The sequence below is a fragment of the Spirillospora sp. NPDC029432 genome (assembly GCF_040703975.1).
Taxonomy (GTDB): domain Bacteria; phylum Actinomycetota; class Actinomycetes; order Streptosporangiales; family Streptosporangiaceae; genus Spirillospora.
The window spans coordinates 11,305-31,256 of record NZ_JBEZWH010000087.1 but is presented as its reverse complement, the minus strand read 5'-3'; the positions used below and the strand labels follow the sequence as shown (position 1 = coordinate 31,256).

At 72.8% G+C, this 19,952-nt stretch carries 14 protein-coding genes; 9 read left to right on the top strand and 5 right to left on the bottom strand.

Features of this window, described 5'->3' with window-relative positions; all coding sequences use genetic code 11:
* From AB0881_RS37680 to AB0881_RS37670, 3 genes are all read right to left on the bottom strand, one after another.
* Positions 1–1,281, bottom strand: a 1,281-nt coding sequence (locus AB0881_RS37680; RefSeq protein ID WP_366625096.1) for a serine/threonine-protein kinase, incomplete at its 3' end; no start/stop codon positions are given.
* A 243-nt stretch (positions 1,282–1,524) separates the two neighbouring features.
* Positions 1,525–2,367, bottom strand: a complete 843-nt coding sequence (locus AB0881_RS37675) for a PAC2 family protein (protein ID WP_366625094.1) — start codon at positions 2,365–2,367, stop codon at positions 1,525–1,527.
* Positions 2,368–2,571: 204 nt separating this feature from the next.
* Positions 2,572–3,030: a universal stress protein gene (locus AB0881_RS37670; protein ID WP_366625092.1), complete on the bottom strand. Its 459-nt coding sequence runs from the start codon at positions 3,028–3,030 to the stop codon at positions 2,572–2,574.
* Between the two features lie 133 nt (positions 3,031–3,163).
* Here AB0881_RS37670 and metH point away from each other — a divergent pair, with 133 nt between their 5' ends.
* The 8 genes from metH to AB0881_RS37630 all read left to right on the top strand — a co-directional run bounded on the left by metH (position 3,164) and on the right by AB0881_RS37630 (position 14,733).
* Entirely contained in the window at positions 3,164–6,646 is a 3,483-nt protein-coding gene (gene metH / locus AB0881_RS37665) for a methionine synthase (RefSeq protein ID WP_366625090.1), read from the top strand.
* Positions 6,647–6,704: 58 nt separating this feature from the next.
* Complete coding sequence (locus AB0881_RS37660) at positions 6,705–7,397, top strand: HAD family phosphatase (protein WP_366625088.1); 693 nt, start codon at positions 6,705–6,707, stop codon at positions 7,395–7,397.
* Between the two features lie 290 nt (positions 7,398–7,687).
* A complete protein-coding gene (locus AB0881_RS37655) occupies positions 7,688–8,119 on the top strand; it encodes a hypothetical protein (RefSeq protein ID WP_366625086.1) in 432 nt (143 codons plus the stop codon).
* Positions 8,120–8,570: 451 nt separating this feature from the next.
* Complete coding sequence (locus AB0881_RS37650) at positions 8,571–9,569, top strand: ABC transporter permease (RefSeq protein ID WP_366625084.1); 999 nt, start codon at positions 8,571–8,573, stop codon at positions 9,567–9,569.
* Between the two features lie 38 nt (positions 9,570–9,607).
* The gene (locus AB0881_RS37645) at positions 9,608–11,362 is read left to right on the top strand and encodes an ABC transporter substrate-binding protein (protein WP_366625082.1); all 1,755 of its coding nucleotides are present in this window, start codon (positions 9,608–9,610) and stop codon (positions 11,360–11,362) included.
* 95 nt (positions 11,363–11,457) lie between these two features.
* Complete coding sequence (locus AB0881_RS37640) at positions 11,458–12,468, top strand: ABC transporter permease (RefSeq protein ID WP_366625080.1); 1,011 nt, start codon at positions 11,458–11,460, stop codon at positions 12,466–12,468.
* A complete protein-coding gene (locus AB0881_RS37635; RefSeq protein WP_366625078.1) occupies positions 12,468–13,520 on the top strand; it encodes an ABC transporter ATP-binding protein in 1,053 nt (350 codons plus the stop codon). The genes AB0881_RS37640 and AB0881_RS37635 overlap by 1 nt, the downstream gene beginning before the upstream one ends.
* 109 nt (positions 13,521–13,629) lie before the next feature.
* Entirely contained in the window at positions 13,630–14,733 is a 1,104-nt protein-coding gene (locus AB0881_RS37630) for an ABC transporter ATP-binding protein (RefSeq protein WP_366625098.1), read from the top strand.
* A 126-nt stretch (positions 14,734–14,859) separates the two neighbouring features.
* Here the strand turns inward: AB0881_RS37630 and AB0881_RS37625 are convergent, their stop codons facing one another.
* The gene (locus tag AB0881_RS37625; protein ID WP_366625076.1) at positions 14,860–15,852 is read right to left on the bottom strand and encodes a DUF5937 family protein; all 993 of its coding nucleotides are present in this window, start codon (positions 15,850–15,852) and stop codon (positions 14,860–14,862) included.
* Positions 15,853–15,929: 77 nt separating this feature from the next.
* Here AB0881_RS37625 and AB0881_RS37620 point away from each other — a divergent pair, with 77 nt between their 5' ends.
* Positions 15,930–17,171: an MFS transporter gene (locus tag AB0881_RS37620; RefSeq protein WP_366625074.1), complete on the top strand. Its 1,242-nt coding sequence runs from the start codon at positions 15,930–15,932 to the stop codon at positions 17,169–17,171.
* Here AB0881_RS37620 and pepN read toward each other — a convergent pair.
* On the bottom strand, positions 17,095–19,878 hold the full coding sequence (gene pepN / locus AB0881_RS37615) for an aminopeptidase N (RefSeq protein WP_366625072.1): 2,784 nt from the start codon (positions 19,876–19,878) through the stop codon (positions 17,095–17,097). The genes AB0881_RS37620 and pepN overlap by 77 nt on opposite strands.
* Between the last annotated feature and the right edge of the window lie 74 nt (positions 19,879–19,952).

Genomic DNA, 19,952 nt, shown 5'->3' with positions numbered 1-19,952 from the left:
CCGCGCGCAGGGGCAGCAGCACGGACGGCCCCACGAACCCGGTGCACAGGTCCGTGCCGCCCGACAGGGAGCCGAGGAGCACCCGTTCCCGGAGGGGTGGGCGACGGGCGCGCCCCGGCCGCTCCCGCCGGAGGTCAGCGCCATCACCGCGTAGGTCCCGCCGCCGGCGGCCACGGCGATGGCGGCCGCCGCCAGCACGGCGGGCATCCAGCCGCGCCGCCGGCGCCGCCGCCCGCCCCGGGAGCCCGTCCCGGGCCGCGTGCTCTCGGTGGAGCCATTGCCTTCGCCCCCGGCCGTCTCCTCGGCTCCGGCGGTCTCCAGGGCCGTGTCCGGGGACGCGCCGTTCGCCGCGGCGGCCGGGGCCTCGGGCGAGCCGGCGTCCAGGAGCGGGTCGGAAACGGACGGGCCGACCGCGCCGACCGCGGCGGGCGAGGATGGTGCGGTCGCCGCGGTGCCGGACGGGGCGAACGCGTCGTCGTGGCCCACCAGGCGCAGCAGGACCTGCGCGGCCGTGGGCCGCTCGGCCGGGTCCTTGGCCAGGGCGGCGGCGACCAGCGCGCGCAGGTCGCCGTCCAGGTCGCCGAGGTCGGGCTCGTGGTGCAGGACGCGGTAGATCACGGCGGTGATCGAGTCCGCGCCGAACGGGGGCCGCCCGGTGGCGGCGAACGTCATCGTCGCGCCCCAGGCGAACACGTCCGCGGGCGCTCCTATGTCCTCGCCGGTCACCTGCTCGGGCGCCATGTACGCCGGGGTCCCGACGGGCCGGCTGCTGACGGCGCTGGCCGCGTCCAGGACCCGCGACAGCCCGAAGTCGATGGCGCGCGGGCCGTCGGGGCCGAGCAGGACGTTGTGCGGCTTGAGGTCGCGGTGCACGATCCCGGCGCGGTGGATGGCCGCCAGCGCGCTGGCGGTGTTGACCGCCAGCCGCTCCAGGGCGCCGCCGGTGATCGGCCCCGCCGAGGCGACCTGGCGGCTCAGCGACGGGCCGGGGACGTACTCGCTGACGAGGTACGGGTTGTCGCCGGCCACGTCGGCGTCCAGGACCTGGGCGGTGCAGAACCGGGCGACCTGGCGGGCGACGGACGCCTCGCGGATGAACCGGGCCCGCGCGGTCTCGTCGTCGTCGAACTGCACCCGCAGCAGCTTGACCGCGACCCGCTCGCCGCCCGGCCCGGTGCCGAGGAAGACCGTGCCCTGGCCGCCCGAGCCGAGCCTGCCGACCAGCCCGTACGCGCCCAGGCGCCTGGGGTCCTGCGGCTGCAGCGGCTGGGCCTCCGGCACACGGGCTCCTTTTCGGTCCAGTTCGGTCCGGTTCGATCCGGTTCGGTCCGGTCTCGGCGCGCCGCCGGCGGGCGGGACGCATGATCGATCGAGCGCGCCCCGGCGGCGGAGCGCGCCGCCTCCACACCTATCACCTGGCGGCGTCGCCCCGTGCGGGATCGCCGTTCATCGCGTGACCCGACATGCCGGAAACGCCCCTTGGGGCGTGCGGGACAGGGCCCCTCCCCGGGGCGCGCGCGGGGGTCAGCCGGCGTCGCGGCGCCTCAGGTAGCGCTCGAACTCGCGGGCGATGGCGTCGCCGCTGGCCTCGGGCAGCTCGGTGGCGTCCTTCTGCTCCTCCAGGGTCCGCACGTACTCGGCGACCTCGGAGTCCTCCTCGGCCAGCTCGTTGACGCCGTTCTCCCAGGCGCGCGCCTCCTCGGGCAGCTCGCCCAGCGGGACGGTCACGTCGAGGAGGTCCTCCACGCGGCGCAGCAGCGCCAGCGTGGCCTTGGGGGAGGGCGGCTGGGCGACGTAGTGCGGGACGGCCGCCCACAGCGACACGGTGCTCAGGTCGGCCTTGGCGCAGGCGTCCTGCAGGACGCCCAGGATGCCGGTGGGGCCCTCGTACCGGGTCGGCTCCAGGTTGAGGGTGGAGACCAGGCCCGCCTCGGAGGCGGCGCCGGTGACCGGGACCGGGCGGGTGTGCGGGGCGTCGGCCAGCAGCGCGCCGAGCAGGACGACGTTCTGCACGTTCAGCTCCAGCATGAGCCCGACCAGCTCGCGGCAGAACGACCGCCACCGCATGTTGGGCTCGATCCCGTGCACCAGGACCACGTCGCGGCCCGAGGGCAGCCGGGTCCAGGAGATCCGGGTGGTGGGCCAGGTGATCCCGCGGCTCTCGCCGTCGCTCATCTCGATGAGCGGCCGGGTGACCTGGAAGTCGTAGTAGTCGTCGGGGTCGAACTCGGCGATCGGAACCGCGTCCCAGGTGGACTCCAGATGCTGGACGACCCCGCTGGCGGCCTCCCCGGCGTCGTTCCACCCCTCAAAGGCGGCCACGAGCACCGGGTTCACGAGCTCCGGCACGCTTTCCAGCTCGACCACGCGCTGCCTCCTTCCGACGTCGGGTACAGCGTCACCGCGGGGGGCCGTCATTCCCGGGTCGGGGGCCCGGGATCATGATCGGTGGCTGACACCCTACGTCCTGAGTGGGGACCTACCCCACCGATCCGCCGCCCAGACCTCACCGGGACGGGGCGGCGGACGGGCGCGGTCACGATTGGATCTCGCCGCCGGGCGGCGCCGCGGTCACTTGCCGTCGGTGGTGTGCACGATCAGCACGTCGCACGGGGAGCGGTGCGAGAGGTTGGCCGGGACCGAGCCGAGGATCCGGCCGGCCAGGCTGTTGAGGCCGCGGTTGCCGACCACGACCAGGTCGGCGGCGCGGTCCTTGGCCAGCCTGCTGATCACGTCGACCGCGTCGCCCTCGACGGCCTCCTGCTCGATGTCCTTGGCGCCGGCCGCCACCGCGCGCTCGCGGGCCGCCCGCAGCGCGTCGTCGGCGGGCGTGGAGCCCTGGACCTTGTACGCCAGGTCGCCCAGCCGGTCGGCGGCGCTCTGCCGCTCGCGCTCGGGCATCGGGCTGTAGGCGGAGGCGAGCAGCAGCGTGGCGCCGGTGGCGGCGGCCAGCTGGGCGGCCCGGTCGACCGCGCGGAACGAGGAGTCCGAGCCGTCCGTGCCGACGAGGATGGTGCGGTATGCGCTCATGCCGCTCCTTACCGGGGAGTAGGTTGCAGGGTGGCACGTTATCCTCCCGGTGACCCATCCGTCACGGGGCCGCGCCCTCGTACCGGGAGATGCGCGCACGGGCGCCCGCGGGCCTTGGCTAGGCTGGGGCACCATGAGCACTCCCACTTCGCACTCCTTGCGTCAGGCCCTCAAGCAACGCGTCGTCGTGGCCGACGGGGGCATGGGGACGATGCTCCAGGACGCCGGCCCCACCCTCGACGACTTCCAGGGCCACGAGGGCTGCAACGAGATCCTGAACGTCACCCGGCCCGACATCGTGCGCGCGGTGCACGCGGCCTACTTCGACGCCGGCGTCGACTGCGTAGAGACCAACACCTTCGGCGCCAACCTCGCCAACCTCGGCGAGTACGACATCACCGAGCGGATCTACGAGCTGGCCGAGGCCGGCGCCCGGCTGGCCCGCGAGGTCGCCGACGAGTACTCCACCGAGGACCGCCCCCGCTGGGTGATCGGCTCGGTCGGCCCCGGCACCAAGCTGCCCACGCTGGGCCACGTCACGTTCGCCGAGCTCCGCGACGCCTACCAGCGGACCGCCGAGGGCCTCATCGACGGCGGCGTCCAGGCCATCCTCGTGGAGACCTGCCAGGACCTGCTCCAGTCCAAGGCCGCCCTGATCGGCGCCAAGCGCGCCATCGCCGCCGCCGGCTCGGGCACCGTGCTGATCGGCCAGGTCACCATCGAGCAGAACGGCGCGATGCTGATGGGCTCGGAGATCGGCGCCGCGCTGACCGCGCTGGAGCCGCTGGACCTCGACCTGATCGGCCTCAACTGCGCCACCGGCCCCGCCGAGATGAGCGAGCACCTGCGGTACCTCGCCCGGCACGCCCGCGTCGGGATCTCCTGCATGCCCAACGCGGGCCTGCCGGAGCTGACCTCCGACGGCGCCCACTACCCGCTGACGCCCGGCGAGCTGGCCGACGCGCACGACACCTTCACCCGCGAGTTCGGCCTGTCGCTGGTCGGCGGCTGCTGCGGCACGACGCCCGAGCACCTGCGCCAGGTCGTGGAGCGGGTGCGCGGCCGCGAGATCGCCGAGCGCCGTCCGCGCCCCGAGCCCGGCGCGTCCTCGCTCTACCAGCACGTCCCGTTCCGGCAGGACACCTCGTACCTCGCCATCGGCGAGCGCACCAACGCCAACGGCTCCAAGGCGTTCCGCGAGGCGATGCTGGAGGAGCGCTGGGACGACTGCGTCAAGATCGCCCGGGACCAGGCGCGGGACGGCGCCCACATGATCGACCTGTGCGTCGACTACGTCGGCCGCGACGGCGTCAGGGACATGAAGGAGCTGGCGTTCCGGTTCGCGACCGCCGCCACCCTGCCGATCGTGCTCGACTCGACCGAGACGCCGGTGCTGGAGGCCGGCCTGGAGATGCTCGGCGGCCGCGCCGTGGTCAACTCCGTCAGCTTCGAGGACGGCGACGGCGAGGGCTCCAAGCTCCGCAAGCTGATGCCGATCGTCCGCGAGCACGGCGCGGGGATCGTGGTCATGTGCATCGACGAGGAGGGCCAGGCCCGCACCGCCGAGCGCAAGGTCGAGATCGCCTGCCGGATGATCGAGGAGCTCACCGGCAACTGGGGCATGCGGGTCGGCGACATCATCGTCGACTGCCTCACCTTCACCATCGGCACCGGCCAGGAGGAGTCCCGCCGGGACGCCCTGGAGACGATCGAGGCGATCCGCGGCCTCAAGCGCCGCTACCCCGAGGTGCAGACCACGCTGGGCCTGTCGAACGTCTCGTTCGGCCTCAACCCGGCCGCCCGGATCGTCCTGAACTCGGTGTTCCTGAACGAGTGCGCCGACGCCGGCCTGGACTCGGCGATCGTGCACGCCTCCAAGATCCTGCCGATGACGCGGATCCCCGAGGAGCAGCGCAAGGTCGCCCTCGACCTCGTCTACGACCGCCGCCAGGGCGAGTACGACCCGCTGCTGACGTTCATGGAGTTGTTCGAGGGCGTCGACACGGCGGCGATGAAGGCCGACCGGTCCGCCGAGCTGCTCGCGCTGCCGCTGTGGGAGCGCCTCAAGCGCCGCATCGTGGACGGCGAGCTGGACGGCCTGAACGCCGACCTGGACGAGGCCCTCACCCAGCGGCCCGCCCTGGAGATCGTCAACGACGTGCTGCTGGACGGCATGAAGACGGTCGGCGAGCTGTTCGGGTCCGGCCAGATGCAGCTGCCGTTCGTGCTGCAGAGCGCCGAGGTCATGAAGACCGCGGTCGCCTACCTCGAGCCGCACATGGAGAAGTCCGACGAGGACGGCGGCAAGGGCCGGATCGTGCTGGCCACCGTCAAGGGCGACGTCCACGACATCGGCAAGAACCTCGTCGACATCATCCTGTCCAACAACGGCTACGAGGTCGTGAACCTCGGCATCAAGCAGCCGATGTCGGCGATCCTCCAGGCCGCCGAGAACGAGCGCGCCGACGTGATCGGGATGTCCGGGCTGCTGGTCAAGTCCACCGTGATCATGAAGGAGAACCTGGAGGAGCTCAACTCCCGGGGCCTGTCGGGGAACTGGCCGGTGCTGCTGGGCGGCGCCGCCCTCACCCGCGCCTACGTCGAGCAGGACCTGGCCGAGCTGTTCGACGGCGAGGTCCGCTACGCCCGCGACGCGTTCGAGGGGCTGCGGCTCATGGACGCGTTCATGGCCGTCAAGCGCGGCGAGGAGGGCGCGCAGCTGCCGCCGCTGCGCGAGCGCCGGGTGAAGTCCCGCGGCGCCCGCTTCGAGGTCACCGAGCCCGAGGACATGCCCGCCCGGTCGGACGTGGCCGCCGACAACAAGGTGCCCGCGCCGCCGTTCTGGGGCGACCGCATCGTCAAGGGCGTCCCGCTCAACGACTACGCGGCCTTCCTGGACGAGCGCGCCACGTTCATGGGCCAGTGGGGCCTCAAGCCCGCCCGCGGCGCCGGCGGCCCCTCCTACGAGGAGCTGGTGGAGACCGAGGGGCGGCCGCGGCTGCGGATGTGGCTGGACCGCATCCAGACCGAGGGGCTGCTGGAGGCCGCCGTCGTGTACGGCTACTTCCCGGCCGTCAGCGAGGGGAACGACCTGGTCCTGCTGCACGAGGACGGCTCGGAGCGGGAGCGGTTCACCTTCCCGCGCCAGCGCCGCGACCGGCACCTGTGCCTGGCCGACTTCTTCCGGTCCCGCGAGTCCGGGGAGACCGACGTGGTCGCGTTCCAGCTCGTGACGATGGGCTCGAGGATCGCCGAGGCGACCGGGGAGCTGTTCGCCAAGAACGCCTACCGCGACTACCTGGAGCTGCACGGCCTGTCGGTGCAGCTGACCGAGGCGCTGATGGAGTACTGGCACGCCCGGATCCGGTCGGAGATCGGCTTCGGCGCCGAGGACTCCGCCGACGTCGAGGACTTCTTCAAGCTCGGCTACCGCGGCGCCCGCTACTCCTTCGGCTACGCCGCCTGCCCGGAGCTGGAGGACCGCGCCAAGCTGGTACGGCTGCTCAAGCCCGAGCGGGTCGGCGTGAGCCTGTCGGAGGAGCTCCAGCTGCACCCCGAGCAGTCGGCGGACGCCCTGGTCGTGCACCACCCGGAGGCGAAGTACTTCAACACGTGACCTATCCTCGGTCCTTCGAAAGATCTTGTTTTCGGGGGATCCGAGGAGGGGTGCGCGCGTGCGCGAGACCGTGCGGGAGACCGGCCCGGCCGGAGAGGGCCTGCAGGCCGTCCTGTTCGACATGGACGGCCTGCTGGTCGACTCCGAGCGGCTGTGGCTGGAGGCCGAGACCGAGACCATGGAGTGGCTCGGCGGCACCTGGAGCCAGGAGCAGCAGGAGCACCTGGTCGGCGGCTCGCTGGACATCGCCGTGGCCTACATGCTGGAGCTGACCGGCGCGGACGTCCCGCCCGCCGAGGTCGGGCGGCGGATGATGGACGCCATGCTGGAGCGGCTGAGCGCCTGCGTGCCGATGATGCCCGGCGCCAAGGAGCTGCTGGCCGAGATCCGCGCCGCCGGCGTCCCGGCCGCGCTGGTGTCCTCCAGCCACCGTGCGCTGCTTGAGCCCGCCCTGGACGCGATGGGCCGCGAGCACTTCGCCCTCAGCGTCGCGGGGGACGAGGTGAGCCGCACCAAGCCCGACCCGGAGCCGTACCTGACCGCGGTGGCGCGGCTGGGCGCCGTCCCGGAGCGGTGCGTGGTCCTGGAGGACTCCCCGAACGGCGTGGCCGCGGCGGAGGCCGCGGGCTGCGTCACCGTCGCCGTCCCGAACGTCCTCCCGGTGCCCCCGGCGCCGGGCCGGACCGTCGTCGGATCGTTGCGAGAAGTTGATCTTCAGAGGCTGGCCGGGCTGGTCGCCGCGGCCGGCTGACCGCGCGGCGGCCCGGGCCGCCGGAGCTCGCTCCGCACGGCCGTGACCTGGCCGAGACCGCTCCGATACCGACCGGTAGGTCCAGTGGGCCGGGCGCCCCGCCGGGCGTCCGAGGCGCCCGCTGCGGGCGTCCCCGGCGCCCCGGCGGGCGGGTCTCAGGGTTCTCAGGGTGGGGATCACGCCGGAGGAGGAGGCGGCGGCGCCCGGAACCGTCCGCCCGGAGGAGCATGGAACGGCCTCTCACGTGCTTCCATGGAGGAAGCAGCACCATGCGAGATTGAGGGGCCGGCATGACCGATGCGACCATATTCGCGATCAGCCTGGGCATCACCCTGCTGGGACTGGTCATCAGCTGGGGCGTCTACCGGCGGCGGGGCGCGGCGTCGGGGCTGCGCGGCGCGGCCTGGTCGCTGGTGCCGGTGGCCGCCACCATGACGGGGGTCACGGCGTTCTTCGTCGACCTGGCCACGTTCAGCCCGGCCAAGTGGGGCGGCGCCGCCATCGCGGGCGTGGCCGTCCTGCTGTACCTGGTGTCGGGCGTCATGCTCAGCCGCCGCGCGGGCGCGGCGCCGGGGAAGGCCGCGGCCGGCGGGGGACGGGAGCGCCGGGCCGCCGGCGGCGACCGGGCGCCCAAGGGGGCGGTGGAGCAGTCGAGGCCGGCCGCCGCGGACCCGGAGATGGCCGAGATCGAGGAGATCCTGCGGAACCGCGGCATCAAGTAGCCGCCCGCGATCTTTTACCGCTTTTTTGCCCGCGACTCCCGCCCCGGGAGCCGCCGGGGGCCGGAGCGGCACAGCAGCATCCTGTGCCGCTCCGGCCCTTCTTTTTGCGCCCGCACCGCCCTGACCTGCGCATGATCGGTCTCGAAACGGCCTCATTACGGTAAAGCTTCCCGGTCTAGACCGGATGGCTGTTGTCTTTCACTCCTTCCGGCCACGTACTATTCGGGCGCTTTGCCGATGCATTGTGCGGATCGCGTGTGCCCGAGATGACGGCGAGATCACAAGTCAGAAACGGGTACTGGCGGACCACGCTCCACGGATGGACAGTCGTCCCCGAACGACTAGGTTTCCCTCCAGCAAACGCGGCGTAACGGGCACGGAGGGCGGACGATCTCCGTCCCCGGGAACGGTCGACCGGTCACGCGTGGCCGACGGGTAGGAGGTACTGAGGGTGGGCGCACCGATCGAGGTGTCCGGGACGGACAAGGAGGCCCAGCCGGAGGCCGTGCTCTCGGGAGTGGAGAGCAAGGCCATCCAGGGCCGCTCGCTCGGACGGATCGCCTGGCTCCGGCTGCGGCGCGACAAGGTGGCGATGACCGGCGGCGTGCTGGTGGTCGTGCTGATCCTGATGGCCGTGTTCGCGCCGCTGATCGTCAAGCTGCTGGGGCATCCGCCGAACGAGTACCACCAGGAGCTGCTGGACCCGACGTTCGGCTCCCCGAACGAGCCCATGGGCGGGATGAGCGGCCAGTTCCTCCTCGGCCTCGAGCCCGGCACCGGCCGAGACCTGTTCAGCCGCATCGTGTACGGCGCGCGGGTGTCGCTGCTGATCGGGTTCCTGGCCACCATCGTCGCGGCGCTGATCGGCACCGCCATGGGCGTGATCGCCGGCTACTTCGGCGGCTGGGTCGACGGCCTCATCTCCCGCATCATGGACGTGTTCCTGGCCTTCCCGCTGATGCTGTTCGCCATCGCCATCGTCGGCGTCATCCCCGACCGGATGGCCGGCCTCACCGGCAACGGGCTGCGGATCGGCGTGCTGGTCTTCGTGATCGGGTTCTTCAGCTGGCCGTACATCGGCCGCATCGTCCGCGGGCAGACGCTGTCGCTGCGCGAGCGGGAGTTCGTGGACGCGGCCCGCAGCATGGGGGCGCGGGGCCCGTACATCATCGTGCGGGAGATCCTGCCGAACCTGGTCGCGCCGATCCTCGTCTACGCGACGCTGATGATCCCGACGAACATCCTGTTCGAGGCGGCGCTGTCGTTCCTCGGCGTCGGCATCGAGCCGCCCACCCCGTCCTGGGGCGGCATGCTGACCACCGCCATCCAGACCTACCAGGTGACGCCGTACTTCGTGGTGATCCCCGGCGTGGCCATCTTCATCACCGTCATGGCCTTCAACGTCTTCGGCGACGGGCTGCGTGACGCTCTCGACCCACGGACCCGCTGACCCCCGCGGGAACGACCGTCCTTAGTGAAAGGGAATCCATGAAAAGGCCCAAGGTTCTGACCGCCGCGGCGGCCGGCGCCGTCGTGCTGAGTCTGGGACTGTCCGCCTGCGGCGGCGGTGGCGATGACAAGCAGGGCGGCGGGACGAGTGTGAGCAACGCCGCCATCGGCAAGGTCCACAACCCGTCCGACAAAAAGGGCGGGACGCTGAAGATGGCGACCAGCTCGGACATCGACTCCACCGACCCGGGCAACATGTACTACGCCTGGGCGAACAACTTCACCCGGCTGTACTCCCGGATGCTGCTGACCTACCCGGCCAAGCCCGGCCCCGACGGGTTCAAGCCGGTGCCGGACATCGCCGAGGGCCTCGGCACGTCCAACGCCGACAAGACCGAGTGGACCTACAAGCTCAAGCGCGGCCTCAAGTACGAGGACGGCTCGGAGATCCGCGCCGAGGACATCAAGTACGCGGTGGCGCGGACGTTCGACCGCGGCGTCCTGCGCAACGGCCCCAGCTACTTCTCCAACCTGCTGGACGCCAAGGGCTACAAGGGTCCGTTCAAGGACAAGAACCTCGACAACTTCAAGGGCGTCACCACCCCGGACGACCACACCGTGGTCTTCCACCTGAACGCGCCCTTCGCCGAGTTCAACGAGCTGGTGACCTTCAGCGGCCAGACCACCCCGGTGCCGCAGGACAAGGACAAGGGCGAGCGCTACGGCCTGCACCCGTTCTCGTCCGGCCCCTACAAGTGGGAGGCCGACTACCAGCCGAACAAGGGCGGCGCGCTGGTCCGCAACGCGAACTGGGACCAGGCGACCGACCCCAACCGCAAGCAGCTGCCCGACCGCATCGAGCTGCTGGCCGGCATGAACGCCGACGAGCTGGACAACCAGCTGCTGTCCGGCCAGATCCACGTGGCCCTGGAGGGCACCGGCGTCCAGGACAACGGCCGTAAGACGCTGCTGTCCAGCGCGGACCACCGCAAGAACGCCGACAACCCCCCCGGCGGCTTCCACTGGTACATGCCGATCAACACCAAGGTGATCGACAACGTCGAGTGCCGCAAGGCCATCGTGTACGCGACCAACCGCGACTCGCTGTGGCGCGCCTACGGCGGTGACGTCGGCGGCGAGCTGGCCACCTCGATCATGCCCCCGAACATCGAGGGCCGCGAGAAGGGCACCGACTACTACACCAAGGCCGAGAAGGGCTACACCGGCGACACCGCCAAGGCCAAGGAGTCCCTGACCGCCTGCGGCAAGCCGAACGGCTTCGAGACCAAGATGACCTACCGCAGCGACCGGCCCAAGGAGAAGGCCGTCGCCGAGGCGATGCAGGCCGCGCTCCAGCGCGTCGGCATCAAGCTGACCCTGCAGGGCTACCCGGCCAACACCTACACCAACGACCAGTTCGGCTCCCCGTCCTTCATCAAGAAGGAGGGCATCGGCCTGGGCACCTACGGCTGGCACGCCGACTGGCCGACCGGCTACGGCTACCTGCAGGCGCTGACCGACAAGGACGCCATCGTCCCGTCCGGCAACGCCGCGGTCTCCGAGCTCGACGACCCGGCGATCAACAAGATGTGGGACGACGTCGTCAAGATCGAGGACCCCGCCCAGCGGAACAAGATCTACAACCAGATCGACGACTCGATCCGCAAGCAGGCCGCGTTCATCCCGAACGTGTACGCCAAGTCGCTCCTGTACAGGCCGGCCAACCTGACCAACGTGTTCTTCCACGACGGGTACGGCATGTACAACTACTCGACCCTGGGCCTGAGCGGCTGACCCGGTCGTCTCCCTGGTCGACTCGTTGAACGAAAGCAGGTGAAGGCAGCGGGCGGCCGCCCGGCACCCCGGGCGGCCGCCCACCGCCGCTGACCGTGATCGCATTTATCGTTCGCCGGCTCGTGGGCGCGATCGCGCTGTTGCTGGTCATCAGCGCGGTGACCTTCGCGATCTTCTTCTTGCTGCCCCGGCTGGCCGGCACCACCAATGACGACCTCGCGGCCCGGTTCGCCGGTAAGGCGCCCACACCGGAGACCGTGGCGGCCGTGAAGGAGCGCCTCGGGTTCGACGACCCGATCGCGGTCCAGTACGGAGACTTCATCAAGGCCGTGGTCGTGGGCGACACCTACGACACCGGCACCGCCAAGATCGACTGCCCGGCGCCGTGCTTCGGGTACTCGTTCCGCACCAACACCAACGTGACCGACCAGCTGCTGGACCGCATCCCGGTCACGCTGTCGCTGGTGGTCGGCGCGGCGGTGCTGTGGCTGGCGATCGGCGTCGCGATCGGCGTGCTGTCGGCGCTGCGCCGCGGCTCGTTCTTCGACCGCGCCGCGATGCTGATCGCGCTGGCCGGCGTGTCGCTGCCGATCTTCTTCACCGGGCTGCTGTCGCTGACGTTCGTGGTGCACGCCTGGGGGCTGCTGCCACCGGTCAGCTATCACAGCTTCCTGGACAATCCCTTCGCCTGGGCGGGTAATCTCATATTGCCCTGGGTGACCCTGGCCTTCCTCTACGCGGCCATGTACGCGCGGATGACCAGGGCCGGGATGCTGGAGACGCTCAACGAGGACTACATCCGCACCGCGCGGGCCAAGGGCCTGCCGGAGAACAAGGTCATCACCAAGCACGCGCTGCGCGCCACGCTGACGCCGCTGCTCACGCTGTTCGGCCTGGACATTGGGCTGCTGCTGGGCGGCGCGGTGCTCACCGAGAAGACGTTCTCGCTGGCGGGCCTGGGCCGGCTGGCGCTGGACGGGGTCAACGGCAGCGACCTGCCGGTGGTGCTCGGTGTGGTCATGGTCGCGGCGATCTTCATCGTCCTGGCCAACCTGGTCGTCGACGTCCTCTACGGCGTCGTCGACCCGAGGGTGAGGCACAGCTGATGGACGAGGGGACGGGAGGCACGGTGGACGGGGCGAAGTCCTTCCTCGACGTGCGCGACCTGCGCATCCACTTCCCCACCGACGACGGCCTGGTCAAGTCGGTGGACGGGCTGAGTTTCCGGCTGGAGCGGGGCCGCACGCTCGGCATCGTGGGGGAGTCCGGGTCCGGCAAGAGCGTGACCAGCCTGGGGATCCTCGGCCTGCACAACCGGCGCAACGCGCAGGTCTCGGGCGAGATCTGGCTGAACGGCACCGAGCTGGTCTCGGCGCCGCCGGAGGACGTGCGGAAGCTCCGCGGCCGCGAGATGTCGATGATCTTCCAGGATCCGCTGTCGTCGATGCACCCGCACTACACGGTCGGCAAGCAGATCATCGAGGCCTACCGGGTCCACAACGACGTGTCCAAGCAGGTGGCGCGCAAGCACGCGATCGACATGCTGGGCCGGGTCGGGATCCCCAGGCCGGACCGGCGGGTGGACGACTACCCGCACCAGTTCTCCGGCGGCATGCGGCAGCGCGCGATGATCGCGATGGCGCTGTCGTGCGACCCGGAGCTGCTGATCGCCGACGAGCCCACCACCGCGCTGGACGTGACCGTCCAGGCGCAGATCCTGGACCTGATCCGGGACCTGCAGCAGGAGTTCAACTCCGCGATCATCATGATCACCCACGATCTCGGGGTGGTCGCCGAGCTGGCCGACGACATCCTGGTGATGTACGGCGGCCGGTGCGTGGAGTACGGCGGCGTGGATGACGTGTTCCACCGGCCCGAGCACCCCTACACGTGGGGGCTGCTGGGCTCGATGCCGCGGCTGGACCGGCCGCCGTCCGAGCGGCTGATGCCCATCAAGGGCACCCCGCCCAGCCTCATCAACCTGCCGACGGGGTGCGCGTTCAACCCGCGCTGCGCGTACGAGGGGCTGACGGAGGGGAAGGCGACCACCGAGCGTCCCGAGCTGCGGGAGACGTCCCCGGGGCACAGCGTGGCCTGCCACATGGCCGCCGAGCGGCGGCGCCGCATCTGGACCGACGAGATCGCTCCCAAGCTGTGACGGGAGCAGTGGAGACATCGTGAGCACTTCCGACGACAAGCGCCCGGCGGACGCCGAGGCCGCCGAGGCCGCCGCGGCGGTCTCCGGCGCGACGGCGGCGGACGTCGCCGTGGACGACCGGCCCGCCGTCGCCGACGGCGAGGTGCTGCTGGACGTCCGCAACCTCGGGAAGCACTTCCCGGTGCACGCCGGGCTGCTGCGCCGCCAGGTCGCCGCGGTCAAGGCCGTGGACGGGGTGTCGTTCTCGGTGCGCAAGGGCGAGACGCTCGGCCTGGTGGGCGAGTCGGGCTGCGGCAAGACCACCACCGGCCGGATGGTGATGCGGCTGCTGGACTCCAGCTTCGGGAAGATCACCTTCGAGGGGCAGGACATCACCAAGCTGTCCCAGAAGCGGATGCGGCCGCTGCGCCGGGACATCCAGATGATCTTCCAGGACCCGTACTCGTCGCTGAACCCCCGGCAGACGGTCGGCGCGATCGTCGGCGCCGCGTTCCGGCTGCAGAAGATCGACACCAAGGTCCCGGTCAAGAAGGCCGTGCAGGAGCTGCTGGAGCTGGTCGGGCTCAACCCCGAGCACTACAACCGCTACCCGCACGAGTTCTCGGGCGGCCAGCGGCAGCGCATCGGGATCGCCCGGACGCTGGCGCTGCGGCCCAAGCTGATCGTGGCCGACGAGCCGGTGTCGGCGCTGGACGTGTCGGTGCAGGCGCAGGTGGTCAACCTGCTGGAGGACCTGCAGGACGAGCTCGACCTCACCTACGTGGTGATCGCGCACGACCTGTCGGTGGTCCGGCACATCGCCGACCGGGTCGCGGTCATGTACCTCGGCAAGATCGTCGAGATCGCGGACCGCAACGACCTGTACGAGCGGCCGATGCACCCGTACACCAACGCGCTGCTGTCGGCGGTGCCGATCCCCGACCCGGCCGAGCGCGAGAACCGGAAGCGGATCCGGCTGCAGGGCGACGTGCCGAGCCCGCTGGAGCCGCCGCCCGCCTGCCGCTTCCACACCCGGTGCTGGAAGGCGCAGGACATCTGCAAGGAGAAGGAACCGCCGCTGGTGGAGCTGAGCCCGGGGCACGAGGCGGCCTGCCACTTCCCGGAGAACACCACGGTCAGCGCGACCGACCTGGTGGCGGCGCAGACCGCGGCGCTCAAGGGCCAGGCGGCCGAGGCGTCGGTCGTCAAGGGCGAGCCGGACGACGACGACTGACGTCCGGGACGCGCGCACGCCGGGAACCGGCCGCATCCTCCGCGGGAGGGCGGCCGGTTCCCGCGTTCGGTGCCCGCGCCGGTGCCCGCGTCGGTTCCGGCGTCAGGGATCCTGCCGGTGCGCGCGTCAGTGCCCGCGGGCGCCGCGGGCGAGGGCGTCGCCGAGCGGGGTGCGGCGGTACAGGACGTGGCGTCCGGCGCGGGCCCGTTCCAGGAGCCCGGCGCGGCGGAGCACGGTGAGGTGGTCGCCGGCGGCGCCGACGGCGATGCCGAGGGTACGCGCCAGCTGGGTGGTGCCCGCCGGGTCCTCCAGGGCGAGCAGGACGCGGGCGCGGGTACGGCCGAGCAGCCCGCCCAGGGCGCCGGGGTCGGCCTCCGCGGGGTCCTCCCAGAGCGCCGCGATGCCCCGGGCGGGGTAGATCAGCGCGTACGGCCAGGGTTCGTCGGTGTGCATCGCCACCCGCGGCCACAGGAACGCCGAGGGGATGAGCAGCAGGCCCCGCCCGCCCAGCGTGACGGTCTCGCGGCCCCGGGTGCCGACGATCTCCACGCCGCGGTTGCGCCACCGGACCTGCTCGTGCAGGCCGTCCAGCGCGGCCTCCCAGCCGCCCTCGCCGAGCCGCCCTGCCCGATGGACGACGTCGCGCTCGCAGATGGCGCGCAACTGCGGCCAGCCGGGCGCCAGCAGCTCCCGCCACGCCGCCTCCAGCGCCTCGGCGATCATTCCGACGACACCGGGGTCGCGCAGCCGCGCCGCGGCGGCCGCGGGCACGTCCCCCCGGTACCGCAGCGACTCGGCGATCTCGCGGCGGGCCAGCTCCGGCGGGGTGGCCCGGACGCGTTCCAGGTCGTCCTCGACCGTCTGGGCCAGGCCGCGGTCCGGGGGCGGGGAGGTGAAGCTCGGGCCGTAGTCGAGGGACTGCAGCGCCAGGACGGCGTCCAGCGGCGTCTCGGCGAGCAGCCGCCGGAACGCCGGGGCGAGCCGCCGCGACCACGCCTCGGGCAGCCGCCGGCCGGGCAGGCCGGCGAGGGTGCGCAGCAGCGCGTCGAGCTCGAACAGCGGGGAGAGCGCGAACCGGCTGTGCAGCAGGTCCTCCGTCTCGACCTCGAAGCGGATCACGGTCCGGAGCCTACGCGACCTTACGCCCAGGGACGTAAAGGTGGTGGCGCGGCCGCGGCCCCGGCAGGGTGACCGGCATGTCCGACGACTTCGCGCGTGTCACCTACGCCCGGATCCTGGCCGAGCCGCGCTTCCGGGTGCTGTTCGCGACCCGCTCGCTGGTGATCGCGGCGGACACGCTGCGGATGGTGGCGCTGTCGGTGCTGGTGTACGCGCGGACGGGCTCGCCGCTGCTGGCGGCGGTCGCGTTCGGGATCGGGTTCCTGCCGCAGGTGGCGGGCGGGGCGCTGCTGGGGTCGCTGGCCGACCGGCTGCGGCCGCGGCCGCTGATCACCGGCGTGTACGCGGCGGAGGCCGTGGCGGCGCTGGCGCTGGGCCTGCTGGACCTGCCGGTCGCGGTGTGCCTGCTGCTGGTCGCGGCGATCGCGTGCGTGACGCCGGTGGTGTCGGGCGCGGTGAACCGGCTGGCCGCCGAGGTGCTGCCGGGGGACGGGTTCGTGCTGGGCCGCTCGCTGATGATGATCGCGGCGGCGGTGGCGCAGCTGATGGGGCTGGCGTTCGGCGGGATCGCGGTGGCGGCGCTGGGGGACCGGCGGGCGCTGCTGGTGACGGCCGCCGTGTACGCGGTGGCGGCCGTCCTGGTGCGGGCCCTGCTGGACGACCTCCCGCCGGCCCCGGCGGGGGAGGGGCCGGCGTCGTCGGTCGTCGGCGCGAGCCGGGCGGCCAACCGCCGGCTGTGGCGGGACCGGGCGGTGCGGACGATCCTGCTGGCGCAGTGGCTGCCGGCGGCGTTCGTGGCGGGCGCGGAGAGCCTCCTCATCCCGTACGCGCAGGTGCGCGGCCACGGGGAGGCGGCGGGCGCGGTACTGCTGGCGGCGCTGCCGGTGGGGATGGCCGCGGGCAACGTGGTGTGCGGCCGGCTGCTGCGGCCGCACACCCGGGAGCGGCTGGTGGTGCCGATGATGGCGCTGTTCGGCCTGCCGCTGCTCGCCCTGGCGGCCGACCTCCCGCTGCCCGTCCTGACCGCCCTGCTGGCCGTGACGGGCGCCGGGTTCGCCTACGAGCTCGGCCTGCAGCGCCCGTTCGTGGACGCGGTCCCGGAGGAGGCGCGCGGCCAGGCGTTCGGGCTGCTGTCGACCGGGCTGATGACGCTGCAGGGCCTCGGCCCGGTGCTGCTCGGGGCCGTGGCCGAGGTGCTGGGCGTCGGCCGCGCCGTCGCGCTCGCCGGCGTCGCGTGCGGGGTCACGGCGCTGCTGCTGCGCCGGGTTCTGCTGCGCGTACGCGGAGGGCGCGGCGCAGGTCGTCCAGCCGCTCGGTGAGGGCGCGCCGCAGCGCCGGCGGGAGGCCGCCGCGTTCCAGGCGGCGCGCGGCCGCCCGTTCGGTGGCGGGGGAGACGGCGTGCGCGGGGAACAGCGCGGTCCCCAGGACCTTGGCGACGGCGGCACCGCGCGCGGCGGCGGCCGGGACCTCCTCGAAGTAGCGGTCGACGTAGGGCACGGTGAGCGCGGCCGTCTCGGGATGCCAGAACCCGGCGGCGGTGGCGGCCACCAGATGCGCGGACTCGGCGCCGCCGAGCATCGCGTGCCAGGCGCGCTCCTTGGCGGCGGGATCGGGAAGGGCGGCGCGGCACCGGGCGGCGCCCGCGTCGGCGGACGCGCCACGGTCGCGGCGGCGTTCGGCGGCGATGTCGTCCTCGCCCGCCGCGCCGAGCACGCACAGGCGCGCGAGCGCGTCCCACCGCAGCCCGGCCCCCGACCCCGCGAACACGCCCCGGCGCGACTCGGCGCTCGGACCCGCGAACACGCCCCGGCGAGGCCCGGTGGTCGGGCGCGCATGTGCGTCCGGGCGAGGCTCGGTGGTCGGGCGCAGGTGTGCGTCTGGGCGCGGCTCGGTGCTTGAGCGGGCGGGTGCGTCCGGGCGCGGCTCGGTGGACGGGCGCGCGGGTGCGTCCGGGTACTCCTCGGCGTTCGGGTGCGGGTGCGCGTCCGGGCACTGCCCGGCGTTCCGCGAGTGTTCGTCGCCGTCGCCGTCGCCGTCGCCGTCGCCGTCGCCGACGAGGAGGGCGCGTAGCTCGGCGGCGTCGTCGGGGGCGGTGCATTCGATGAGGGTGCGGGCGGCGATCGGGTGCATCGCCTCGCCGCCCCGCTCGATGACGTCCCGGCAGGTGGCGGTGAGGGAGGCGAGCGCGTCCGGGCGCCGGGCGGGCGGCAGGTAGTGGTCGGCGACCTCGGTGCGGGCGAACGCGAGCATCGCCGCGACCACGGCCGGTTCGGTCTCGGCGGGCAGGTGCCGCGCGGCCAGCTCCAGGAACGCGGCGGGCGGCAGTTCGGCGTCGCGGACCATGTCGCGGGCGGCGTTCCACAGCACGGCGCGCGGCAGCGGGTCGGCGATGGTGGACAGGCCCTCGGCGGCGGCGCGCCAGGACCGCTCGTCGAGGCGGATCTTGGCGTAGGTGTGGTCGCCGTCGTTGGGCAGGGTCAAGGCGGGGCGGGGCGCGCCTTCGGGCGGCTGCATGCGGGCCGGGTCGCCGGGCGCGAGCCGTGCGTGGACGCGTTCGCGCGGGACGAGTCGGCCGGTGCCGCCGTCGGTGTCGTAGCGGCCGATCCGGAGGCTGTGCGGGCGCGCGACGGTCCCGCCGGTGCCGGTGCCGGTGCCGGTGCCGGTGCCGGTGCCGATGGTGTCGGTGCCGGTGGTGCGCAGCCAGAGGTCCGCCCAGCCGTGCACGTCGCGTCCGCTCGCGCGGGCGAGGGCGTCGAGGAGGTCGCCGAGGCCGGCGTTGCCGAAGCGGTGCCGGTCGAAGTAGTCGTTGACGCCGGCGAGGAACGCCTCGTCGCCGATCCACGCGATGAGCTGGCGGAGGGCGGAGGCGCCCTTGGCGTAGGAGATGCCGTCGAAGTTGGAGAACGCGGCGGCGGTGTCGGGGACCTCGCCGGGCGCGACGGGATGGGTGGTGGGGCGCTGGTCGGTGTCGTAGGCCCACGGCTTGCGGGTGACGGCGAACGACGTCCACGCGCCGGGGAACACGCCGGTCTCGGCGGCCACCCGGTGCCCGATGTACTCGGCGAACGACTCGCTGAGCCACAGGTCGTCCCACCAGCGCATGGTGACGAGGTCGCCGAACCACATGTGGGCCATCTCGTGCGCGATGACGATGGCGCGGGTGTCGCGTTCGGTGACGGGGACGGGGGAGGTGAACAGGAACTCCTCGCGGAAGGTGACGCAGCCGGGGTTCTCGACGGCGCCATGCCCGAATTCGGGGACGAACGCCTGGTCGTACTTCCCGAACGGGTACCGGGGCCGGAACAGCTCGTGGTGGCGGTCGAGGGAGCGGCGGGTGACGTCGAGGATCTCGGCGGCCTCCGCGTCGAGGTGCGGGGCGAGGGAGCGGCGGCAGTGCAGGCCGAGGGGGACGCCGTCGTGCTCGGCGCGGACCGAGCGCAGCGGCCCGGCGACGAGCGCGGCCAGGTGCGGGCTGATCGGCGGTGTCGGGTCGAACTCCCAGCGCGCTGCCCCGCCCGGCGCGGTTCCGCCCTGGCGGCGGCCTTCGGCGTTGCTCAGGACCGTCCAGTGCGCCGGGACGGTGGCGGTGAACGTGAGCGAGGTCTTCAGGTCGGGCTGGTCGAAGGCCGCGAACACGCGCGGCGTGTCGCCCGGGCCGCAGCAGGCGTACACGTACACCTCGCCGTCGGCGGGGTCGGTGTAGCGGTGCAGGCCCTCGCCGGTGCGGGAGTACTCCAGGTCGGCCTCGACGCGCAGCTCGTTGCCGGCGGCCAGGTCGGGGAGCGGGAGGCGGCCGTCGCGGAGCGTGCCGGGGTCGAGGTCGCGGCCGTTGAGGACGGCGCGGCGCAGCGTCCCGGGGGTGATCTCGGCGAACGTGGCCGCGCCGGGCCGCGCGCAGCGGAACCGCAGCGTGGTCACCGATCCGAACACCGCGTCGCCGCGGGTGAGGTCGAGGTCGACGGTGGTCTCGGCGACGTCGAGGAGCGCGGCGCGGGCCTGCGCCTCGGCGTGGGTGAGAGCGGGCATGAAGATCATCCTCCCGTACGGGGCGGCGCCCCGCGCGGCCTCGGTGGCCGTACGGGGCGCCGGTCCCGCGCCGG